This window comes from Vibrio sp. V42_P2S4T144 (genome assembly GCF_009904715.1).
Classification (GTDB): domain Bacteria; phylum Pseudomonadota; class Gammaproteobacteria; order Enterobacterales; family Vibrionaceae; genus Vibrio; species Vibrio alginolyticus.
Genome location: NZ_WXWS01000141.1, coordinates 1 through 9,900, shown reverse-complemented (window position 1 = coordinate 9,900; position 9,900 = coordinate 1). Strand labels below are relative to the sequence as shown.

The window sequence follows — 9,900 nt, the reverse complement described above, 5'->3', positions numbered from 1 at the left end:
TGGTTACACCGTTGGGACTGACGCTCGCCACGCTTGGTTCTGGCTATCTGAGATAGATCGGAACAAGTCACGTAGCTCTTTCAATAAGCCTTCTTGGAAACCAATGTTTTCATCGGCTTTCTGTTTGGCTGCTTGTGCGCGAGTCGCTTGTACTTCATCATCTTTGCTGCGCGCTTGCGCTTTGGTTTGCTCTACATTCGATGCTGAGTTTGCCATCTGGCCCAAAGCTTGAAGAATCGCGTTCTTTGCTTGGTTTGAGCTCATCAACTTATCGAACTTACGGCCACCACTTGTCAGCTGCGCTGTCGTGTCTGCGATATTGTCTTTCGCTAGTGAGTGCGCACGCTTAACCTGATCTTGCTGAGTTTTAGACAAGCTATTGTTATTTAATAACTCTTCTGCTTGATCGAAGCCAGCTTTTTGCGTTTTCAGTACATTATTGCTCGCCATTTCATTCTTGATTTCTTTCCCTGCTTTGAAAGAACCAAGGGCACCAATAATTGCGGTAGCACCCGCTAATACACCCGAAACGACTGCCATCGCGATCATTGCGCTTGCCGAGTTGTTGAGTTCTGCCGCTTGGCTTTCTAAACTCGCGACGTTTGCTTCAACAGCAATTTCACGTTGTAGCACTTGCTGCTCACGGCTCAGCTTTGATACTTGATACAACAATGTTAATAGCGTCAACGATTGTGATACCGCATCTGATGGTGACTTGATCACCTCCTCACCGTTAAGTGCTTTCATCGTTGTGCTCATTAATGAGCTCACCGTCGGCGCAAGAGCACTCATTAAGTTTGCAACAACTTGAGCTTGATTACTCACTGTAGGAGCTTTAGGTGTCTCTAACTGGTAGCGTGCTGCACCAGAAACACCTGACTCACTTTGGCTTTTAACGGCGCCCGCTTCAAGCTTTGTTTCCGGCGCTTTTTCTGCTTTGTTGGTTTTAATGGTGTCGCCTAAACCGTATAGTTCACCACGACCCGTTCCGCCTACTTTATCTAGCATAATAAACTCCTTATACCGTTGCAGGACGGCTTAACACCGTTTGCATAGTTTCACTTTTCGCTTGAATCATTTGCATGATGAGGCTCATCAGCTCTTGGAAGTCTTCCATCAACTTACCAATCTCTTCTTTGAGCTTATCAATGACAGCCTGGCTTAACGTCATTTTGGCTCGAAGGTCTGTGATATCAGCCTGAATCTCTGTCACGTGAGCATTGTTAGCAGCGTGAACACTGTCCGTTGCGCCTTTACCCACGTTGACGGCAAGATCGACGGTTTCTGCGCCATAACGAATCGCTTTCGCTGTTGTTGTCGCAGCTTTTGTGCCCATATCCGCCACTTTCGCCATGTTTGCAGCGGCTTTCGTAGCGATTTCCGTGACCTTTTGAGCTACCTTACCAGCACCTTTCGCTGCAAGTTTCGCGATACCGCCAGCTGCTGCACCACCAAACGTCACAACAGCTCCGATAACCGCGACGGCGATTTCTAATGCCATTACGACTTTGTTTAGCACATCGACATTTACGCCCGCTTCTTTTAGCGCATCTTGAACGGCTGGCTCTTGCAACGCCATGCTCACTGCTCCCATAACGCCACCAGCGATCATAAGTGCACCGGCTGCTGCACCAACACCCGTTGCCACCATTACGGCACCAACAACAATAGAAACCACCGCACTGATCCAACCAAAGATCTTCGCTGCTAAGCCTGATTTTTGGGCTTCTTTTGCAGCGGCTTCCGATTCTTTGATTTTGTCTTGGTTTTCCACCATCTCTTTTTCGTGTTTAGCTTTTGCGACCTTCACTTCCTGAATTTTCAGCTCGTTTTGAGCACTTTTCAGTTTATCCGTGATAGCAGCAAGCTCTACTTCAAAATCATCAGCAGATCCTGCGATGATTTTGACGGCAATCGAACCTGTTTGGTCTGCAACTGCATGGAGAGATTTTGCAATGGTATCGACGATCTTTTGCAGCTGTGCCATGGCTTTTAGCGTCAAATCATTCACTTTGTCACTAACAGCTGCGTTAGGTGCATCTAACTGAACTTTTACTTTTCCAGTGTTCAGTACATCTGCATCTTTACTCTTCACGTTTTCTACCGTCACAGAAGGCGTCGCTGTAGACGCCGTTTTCTGCACGTTATCTAACGTGGCTTGGCCAGATTCAGGGCTATAAACCTGTGTCTGGATGCGGTCAAGTGCAATAGAACTCATAGTCTAATTACTCCTTTTTATTTCTCACCGCTTCTAACATGATGCCTGCACGCTCATGCAAATCTGCATATTGTGATTTTCCGGCAGACATCTCCTTCGCGCTGTAAAACCCACTCTCTGCTTCTGTCAGTTGTTCCAGTTTAAGGTGACATTCAGCAGAGTGAAAAGGTGGGCGTGGATCATTTACGTCCACTAGCGCTGCGTAGCTGTAGGCGTCTATTGCCTGCAGATACTCACCCAACTCCTGACGAGCCGCGCCAAGGCCAATGAAAAATCGCGCCTGATAATGATCAAGCATGCTGAGTAATTGAAATACTTTCGCTGCTTGCTCAATCTTTCCCGATTGGAAAAAGTTGTAACCTACGGCATAAATGTGTTCGATGGTGTCCTGAGACACATCGTGCAACATTTTTAGCGTGCCTCCCTCTTCCAAAAAAGACAGCAGTTCTTCTGCTTGCATTTGAGATGGATCGGTCGCGTTTGTTTTAGTCATGGTTGGTTATCCTTAAATGGCTCGTAGGATTTCTTGTAAAATACTGTGGTACTTCTGAACAAACTTGTTCATCGCTTCAACGGTCGAGTTGTATTGAGAACTGGTGTCGTTCAGCTCAGTGGTTTTGATTTGTACTTCATCGTTAAGCAACTTGGATTTAGCACTGACAGAACTAGAAAAATTAGACAGCTTTTTCGACTTCTCTTCGTCTTGGTACGAAGCACCATCACCGATAGTAATACCTTGTGTTTGAAGGAAGTCTCGATGGTTTGTTATCTTATTATCCGTCAAATACTTGTACTCAGGTGAAGCTTCAAAATCCGTTTGATTGCTGTAGTTAAAGTCACTCGCTTTGAAGTTACTTTCTGGATATCCCGGTTTATAAACCCCATCAACACTTTGCGTAGAGTGAATTTTTGATTGCACAACACCAAAAACTTTAAGCTGTATTGTGAGATCCTCTAATGCCTCTTTCTGGTCATTACGTTTCTCTAAACGGTTAACACGACGCTCATTTAGTGCAAGCAGCACTTGCTCATCAAAACGGTCTCCAATGCTGGACTCAACAACGGCCAACAAATCACGAGCCGTTAGAGAGTGCTCTGCTCTCACCTCGCGATCCGCTTTCTCTTTATCGGTGATATTGAGTAGACGCTCTTTCAATGCCCCTAAGTTTTTGCGCAATGCCTCGTATCGCTCAGTAAATGAAGCCCCGGTAGATTCACCTTTTACTATTTTTTCAAACTGTAATCGGATATCTCGTTCGGTGTTTTCTTTGATCAAATTAACTTGAGCTGCCGTTATTTGTGTCTTTTGGACATCGGCTATCGCGCTGTCCTGGTAAAAGTCATCGATTTCTATATTTGTTAAACTCACCGCGAAGTTGGCGAACAGACTAGAAAGGGTCAAAGGCTCAGTTCCACCAATGACAGTATTAAGTGCTGCTTTTAGATTGTTCGTTCCACTCGCCTCACCATAAGCTGCGCTATATTGGCCTTTCACTTGAGCGGCCATTTCATCTAACGCTTCTTTAAGCTGCTGTTTAGAAATACCAGGAGTCCAGGTAATTCTGCTAGCTAGCGCACTTGCGTCATCGGTGCTTAAAGTAATACCAATGCCTTGAAAACTACTTTTTAATTGAGCTGAGACTTGAAGGGCGAAACTCTCTTTAGTCAACAGAAAGTCCGAGCTCTTCAGTTGCGCGAGATTAACGGAACCTAAGCTACTAAAGGCATTGCGAAGAAAAGAAATAGAAGCATCTCTCACTTCACGGGAGCCCATTTGATTAGCAAGCTCTGCAACAAAAAGAGAAATTTCTTTGGTGGCATTAGCCAGTTCTGTCTCGGAGAGGTTGGCGATCTGCTCCGCTTGGTTACTCTGGGTGCCCAGATTAAATTGACTAACAAACTCAGTAGATAACGAGCTATCTACGTTTTCCGTCAGTAGCTTACTAAACCAAGCCTGAAACTGATTTGATAGCGTTTGGTTTGTTTGAGCATTAAACTCGGCTGCGGTTAATTCGCCATCTGAGTTAGCACTTTGTAGCGACTTTATCCAAACAGATGCGGTGTCGGTCAATGATATACCAGCAAACGCGTTATTTTTCGCTTTTAGGTTTTCAAGCGTATCAACATAAAGCGCGATGCTTTGTGATTCCGTTTGTCCCGAGATAGTTGGCAATGAAGAGATTATCGAGGCAAGTTGCTGAGTCTCTGCTTCACCCAGTACAGGGGTAAATGCCTCTATCAAGTTTTGTTGGAAAGTGGGTAATGGTGCACTACTCGCAGCTGTGTCTGTTGCTCCTGTCGTAGAGCCAGTCGTTTTCATATTCGTCATTTCCAAACCTCTAAATCATCATGCCGCGCATCACTGTGGGACGCTTTCTGCGTTTACCTGACGTACCTTGTAGCTGAGTTTGTTGCTGCCGGCGGCGCTGGACTTCGTCTATTAGCTCTTGCTCTGCACGTTTCATGGTATCTACTGGCGCTTTTATGCCGCCAAGTAAAACATCCCCCGCAACAGGACCAACACCTAAGCCTTCCAATAGCTCGTTAAAAATATCGGTTCTGTCTTCAGCTTTTCTAATGGCAAGCTCAGCGTTCTCAATCGCATCGGTAAACGGTTGCTTCATCTTGATTCCTATCTTAAAGCGGGTCATCTCATCGGTGCTGTCAGTAACAGTCGTGAGTTTTTACTTTTTCAACTTTTTCAAAGGTCTATAATCTGCTAGGCGTAAACAGTACCAGTCGTCTAGCTCATCATGGCTTGCACCGCATGCTTTTAGATAGAACTGTGCCAATCGCTGGCTGCTCATGTTGCTACCACGTAACACATCGACGTTGCCGCGAATGACCCAATCGGAGGGATAAAGTTGAATGGCATGTTCAGCCAAGAGAAATAAGCCGGCAAAGGGGTTACTCAACCCCAATTTTGGACGAACGCGTTTCAGAAGAACGATGATGATTTCACCGTCCTCCACCCGAAAAACGAGCTCTAAGCCTTCAACTTCAATTCGATAACCAAGTTGAATTTCACTTTGTTGCCAAAAGTATGGCGTCACTTCGATCCCCGCTTGCGCCAGCGAGAGTATTAGTTTTGTTTTCATTACATCCCCACCCTTCCAAGTGGCTGAATATTGATTTGCTGGGTTAGTTCTTGAAATGACAAAACGGGAAGATCGTAGTATTCCGATTCAATAAGCTTTCGCACATATCGGCGTACATCCATAGACACAACTAGCACAGGTTTATTCGGCATGCGGCTTAAGTCACCAATGGTCTGTTTCACATCACTGACAAATTGTTGCGTTACTGACGGGTCTAACGCCAAGTAACTCCCTGCTGAGGTTTGACGAATACCGCTGCGTATTGTGTCTTCGAGATTTTGATCCAATAAGTAAGCGGGCAACATGTTTTGTCCGCTTGCGTATTTGTAGCAAATGTAACGTTTTAAGCTGGAACGAATGTACTCCGTCAGCTGTACAACATCTTTCTCTTTTTGGCCCCACTCAACCATCGCTTCCAAGATCACGCGAAGGTTTCGGATAGAAATGTCTTCAGAAACCAAGCGTTGCAAGATTTCCGTCATTTTTTGCAACGGAACAATACGCTGGGCCTCTTTGACTAGCTCCGAATAACTGCCTTCCATCTGCTCCAACAGATAACGCGTCTCCTGAATACCAATAAAGTCTTGTGCGTACTCCTTGAGAACATGAGACAAGTGGTACGTTAAAATCCTGTCGGGTGTGAGAAAACCGACATGACTGGCTACGAGTTTTTGCTCATAACTCTGTGCCACCCAAATGCTAGAAATACCGGGTAGAAAATCTTCATCTTGCTCATAAGGCACGCCTAATAAATCGATCTGTTCATTCCCTTCTGTCACCAAGAGTTGATCTTTAACAATTCGTCCTCGTGCAACCGGGACTTCTTGTAACTGAATTAAGTACTCGCCATTTTGCATCCCCTCGTTAAAGCGCAGGTGGATGCCTGGGAAAGGCACGCCTAGGTCGAGATATAGTGCGCGTCTAACCCTTGCTAGCTCTTCATTTAATGCGACCGCTTCCAAGCTTTCCTGAAGGCTCGCGTCAAGATCGATCAAGAGTGGGACCGTCATGGCAAACTCTTCTTGCTCACCTAATTTGCCTTTACTGTTTCTAGATGGAGTGGGTTTGTTTGGCTTCGCTGCTGGCGAACCGGCCCCTTGCGAAACAAAGCTTGATAAGTCGGTGCTATCTGATTCAGCTTGTTTTTTCTGTTGATAGAAAAGGAAGAAACCACCACCACCAACCACGGCGGCCAAGACCAGAAAAGTGATTTTTGGAAACCCAGGGATGAGTGCGAACAGCACCAAAAGCACACCACCAATAAGAAGCGCACGTGGCTGAGCAATGACCTGCCCACCAATGTCCGACCCAAGATCAGAAGAATCTTCATGAGAAACACGCGTCACGATAATACCGGCGGTAATCGCGATAAAGAGTGCCGGGATCTGCGATACCAAACCATCGCCAACGGTCAAAATCGCAAACAATTCAAGTGCTTCAGAAGCACTCATGCCTTTTTGCGTTACCCCGATCGTGACGCCACCTAGGATGTTGACCACAATGATGACCAGACCCGCAATGGAGTCGCCTTTAACGAACTTCATCGCGCCATCCATCGAGCCATACATTTGGCTTTCTTTTTCAATCAGTGATCGTCGGTGCCTAGCTTCGTGTACGTCAATTACTCCGGCACGCATGTCACCGTCAATACTCATCTGCTTACCAGGCATCGCATCGAGTGAGAAGCGCGCACTAACTTCTGCTACCCTTTCTGAGCCTTTGGTGATCACCATAAACTGAACAATGGTAATGATCAGGAACACAACGATACCGACCACTAAGTTACCGCCCACAACGAAGTTACCGAATGTATAAACGATTTGACCAGCATCGCCTTGTAGCAAGATCAAGCGGGTTGTCGTGATAGATAAAGACAGACGAAACAATGTCGTGATCAATAGCACCGCAGGAAATGCAGAGAACTCAAGTGGCGTGGTGATGTAAATCGCTAACATAAGCAGCACCACCGCAATGCTCATGTTGGTGCCAATCAGCACATCCACCAGTGCGGTAGGAAGTGGCAATATCATCATAAAGACGATCGCGAGTAACATCACCGCAAGCATGATGTCTTTGCGTTGCCCTACTTTGTTTAGAATATCGATAAACTTATTCATGTGATTCACTATTTAAAGATTGCAGATAGCGTCGGTGCGCTTGGCGTGCCCCATCGACGTCATTTTGTTTCCAACGCGCTTGGCTTAAACAAAACCAGAGTCCTGCCGAGTCAGGATGAAGGTCAGATTTTAATAAGTGCTCACACACCTCAATCGCCCGGGTATATCGACCACTTTGTAAACACGCCACAGCAAGTGTTTGCATCGCCTCTTTGTGCTGCGGTTCTATTTCTAGAACCGCATCGAGAATAGAAATGGCATGCTCTGGCTTTTGGTATTGAACTTGTAGCGCAGCGTGAACAAGTAAGAGTTCAATGTCTTTGGATCTCAACATGTTGGTTAGACCTGAATAAGGAGATTGAGCGCCATAGTGAGGTAACGCTGATCTAGTTGCGTACTTTGTAGCGTTTCAGATGCTTTGATAAAAGAAGCGGAGCCTGAATCCTGTGCAAGAACTTGCAGCTGAGCTAACGTTTCATCAAATTGTTGACGGTATTTTTCTGGACGCAACAACTCTGAGTGCAGCAGCTTGGGCTTAGTTAACGCGATGAGATATTGGTCTGAAGGCCTGAGATCATAGAGCTTCTCTAAATGTGTAGCGACCGCCTGACCATCAGGAAGCAATTGAAATCGCTCTGGGAAATCGGCCTTAACTTCACTATGAGTAACATGCGTAAAGGCTTCGATGCCTACGTTTAAAGTGCTGACTCGAGTCATGAGCCTGCCACATCGTTATGTAGACGAGCCAAAAGCGTAAACGCTTGCTCTAAGGTCGGAAGTGTTACTTCTTCTCCTTTTAGCCTTGCTGAAAAAACCAGAGTTTGTTCATCTAACAAGCCGGTTTTAATTTCGAAAGGCCAGCCTTGATCGGCATGACACAAACACAGTGCACTTTGAATAATGTCACTGGTTTGATGCCAAGATAACGCTCGAGACAACATCAAGAATAACTGCTCACCCTGTCGCTCAATATGCAGCGTACCACTTTGCTCAAAATCCAGCTGCACCCGTCCAGCTGATGAGAAATCGACGGCATCGAGCCCCATTCCTCGGCAAAATTCATCGACGGATGCATCAATCCAACTCATCTTCCCACGCTTCCTCTTCTTCTATATCAATGGCTTCGTCTAGCGCCTTTTGTACCGCTTGGATTAAATTCTGTCGTTGTTCATCATCGGCGAATACGTCAATTGGGATTGCGCGAACTAACTTATGAAACTCTCGAAAAAAATCGATTTTTTGTTCTACCGCCGTCAATTCCATTGCGTTGGCGACTTTCCATATCTCATCACTGCTTACCCATCGCTGCTCTACCAACGCAATCACATCAGCCATCAAATTAGAAACTTGATAAGCCATAATTCGTCCTTTCCGGTTTAAACATTTGGAACAGCTGACTCACACGATCTTGCAACGTATTTAGAGTTTTGAGTTTTTGCATATCGGACATCAACCACTGCAACTTAACCGAGTCGATACTGCTACCTTGAACACTAAGATCTGCACTCATGCCTTGCAGCATAAAGTCAACAGCGGTCGATACCTCCTGCTCACCAAAGCGCGCTACTACATCTTGATAAGCCGCGCCGAGCCCTTGATAACTATGAACGGTATCGCGGTAGAAGCCGCGCAGCTGATGCAAAGAGCTAAACTCTTGCTCTTGGCTGTATTCATCAGCAAAATTTGAGACACGGATTTCCGTATCAATTTGAGACCATGTATCTGGGTTTTGCTCGATTCTTAGAAGTGCTTGGTCAATCAGCGCTAGTAGGTGTTTACTTTCTGGACTCGCACTCAAAAACTTTTTAACGGCTTTTAGGGCTAGGTATTGATGGCTTTTCTCCTCGGAAAACCCATTCAAGTAGGCTTGTAGTTGCGCGATGGTCGAGATATTTCCTCCCGCCATTTTTGTAGCCAAATCTTTGATCTTTTGATTCTTTTCAAGATCAGGGACTTTTCTTAAATAGTCCGAAACGAGTTCATGTGCTTCATTAACTCGAACACCACTGTCTTTCACTTTGCGCTTAGTCAGATCTTTCTCTGCTTTTTCGGAACCGAGTGAAGTGAGTTCTTCCATCGCATCAAAAAGTGATTGTGTGGCATTGTGAACACGGACGGTTTCACCGCGATAATTGCCTTTTTGTGAAACGTCGGGACGAGACGATTCCAACCCGCTTTGGATAGACGCATCAAACTTTGGATTTGTTGCGATATGATTGTTGATAATACTCATTCACTTGCACTCCTTCCGCACAATACAGGCGAATTATAGGAAGTGCGCTTTTTTGAAGCTGTCAAAATCAGACGTGTTTTTTTAGTGCGCTTTCAGTTTTCTAAAAACTCCCGACTGATATTCACTATAAATTGATTCTTATACTTTCTATTCTCTCAGCATCAATCATTGCGCATATTTTTACCTTGAACGATTTCTCATACATCACTGATATCCAACAATCTGCGATTAAAC

The 9,900-nt window shown here is 45.5% G+C and carries 12 protein-coding genes; all 12 read right to left on the bottom strand.

Annotated features, from left to right (window positions below; all coding sequences use genetic code 11):
• Positions 1 to 3: 3 nt before the first annotated feature.
• The 12 genes from vopD to sctW are packed head-to-tail and all read right to left on the bottom strand — an operon-like array spanning position 4 to position 9,666.
• Entirely contained in the window at positions 4 to 1,008 is a 1,005-nt protein-coding gene (vopD, locus tag CAG68_RS04655; RefSeq protein ID WP_005377262.1) for a type III secretion system translocon subunit VopD, read from the bottom strand.
• A gap of 10 nt (positions 1,009 to 1,018) precedes the next feature.
• Positions 1,019 to 2,218: a type III secretion system translocon subunit VopB gene (gene vopB / locus CAG68_RS04650; RefSeq protein WP_005377260.1), complete on the bottom strand. Its 1,200-nt coding sequence runs from the start codon at positions 2,216 to 2,218 to the stop codon at positions 1,019 to 1,021.
• 7 nt (positions 2,219 to 2,225) lie between these two features.
• Entirely contained in the window at positions 2,226 to 2,711 is a 486-nt protein-coding gene (gene vcrH / locus CAG68_RS04645; RefSeq protein WP_005377258.1) for a SycD/LcrH family type III secretion system chaperone VcrH, read from the bottom strand.
• A 12-nt stretch (positions 2,712 to 2,723) separates the two neighbouring features.
• The gene (locus CAG68_RS04640; RefSeq protein WP_086046786.1) at positions 2,724 to 4,547 is read right to left on the bottom strand and encodes a virulence-associated V antigen; all 1,824 of its coding nucleotides are present in this window, start codon (positions 4,545 to 4,547) and stop codon (positions 2,724 to 2,726) included.
• A 10-nt stretch (positions 4,548 to 4,557) separates the two neighbouring features.
• The gene (locus tag CAG68_RS04635; RefSeq protein ID WP_005377254.1) at positions 4,558 to 4,842 is read right to left on the bottom strand and encodes an LcrG family type III secretion system chaperone; all 285 of its coding nucleotides are present in this window, start codon (positions 4,840 to 4,842) and stop codon (positions 4,558 to 4,560) included.
• Positions 4,843 to 4,902: 60 nt separating this feature from the next.
• The gene (locus CAG68_RS04630; protein WP_053304394.1) at positions 4,903 to 5,316 is read right to left on the bottom strand and encodes an LcrR family type III secretion system chaperone; all 414 of its coding nucleotides are present in this window, start codon (positions 5,314 to 5,316) and stop codon (positions 4,903 to 4,905) included.
• The gene (gene vcrD, locus CAG68_RS04625) at positions 5,316 to 7,442 is read right to left on the bottom strand and encodes a SctV family type III secretion system export apparatus subunit VcrD (RefSeq protein WP_086046787.1); all 2,127 of its coding nucleotides are present in this window, start codon (positions 7,440 to 7,442) and stop codon (positions 5,316 to 5,318) included. Before vcrD ends, CAG68_RS04630 begins: the two co-directional genes overlap by 1 nt.
• Positions 7,426 to 7,767 carry a type III secretion system chaperone VscY gene (gene vscY, locus CAG68_RS04620; RefSeq protein WP_005377248.1) on the bottom strand — a complete coding sequence of 114 codons (342 nt, stop codon included), beginning with the start codon at positions 7,765 to 7,767 and terminating at the stop codon, positions 7,426 to 7,428. Before vscY ends, vcrD begins: the two co-directional genes overlap by 17 nt.
• Before the next feature lie 5 nt (positions 7,768 to 7,772).
• Complete coding sequence (gene vscX, locus CAG68_RS04615; protein ID WP_005377246.1) at positions 7,773 to 8,150, bottom strand: type III secretion system protein VscX; 378 nt, start codon at positions 8,148 to 8,150, stop codon at positions 7,773 to 7,775.
• Complete coding sequence (gene sycN / locus CAG68_RS04610; RefSeq protein WP_005377240.1) at positions 8,147 to 8,521, bottom strand: type III secretion chaperone SycN; 375 nt, start codon at positions 8,519 to 8,521, stop codon at positions 8,147 to 8,149. The genes vscX and sycN overlap by 4 nt, the downstream gene beginning before the upstream one ends.
• Positions 8,508 to 8,792, bottom strand: a complete 285-nt coding sequence (locus CAG68_RS04605; protein ID WP_054576989.1) for a TyeA family type III secretion system gatekeeper subunit — start codon at positions 8,790 to 8,792, stop codon at positions 8,508 to 8,510. Before CAG68_RS04605 ends, sycN begins: the two co-directional genes overlap by 14 nt.
• On the bottom strand, positions 8,773 to 9,666 hold the full coding sequence (sctW, locus tag CAG68_RS04600; RefSeq protein ID WP_053307014.1) for a type III secretion system gatekeeper subunit SctW: 894 nt from the start codon (positions 9,664 to 9,666) through the stop codon (positions 8,773 to 8,775). Before sctW ends, CAG68_RS04605 begins: the two co-directional genes overlap by 20 nt.
• Between the last annotated feature and the right edge of the window lie 234 nt (positions 9,667 to 9,900).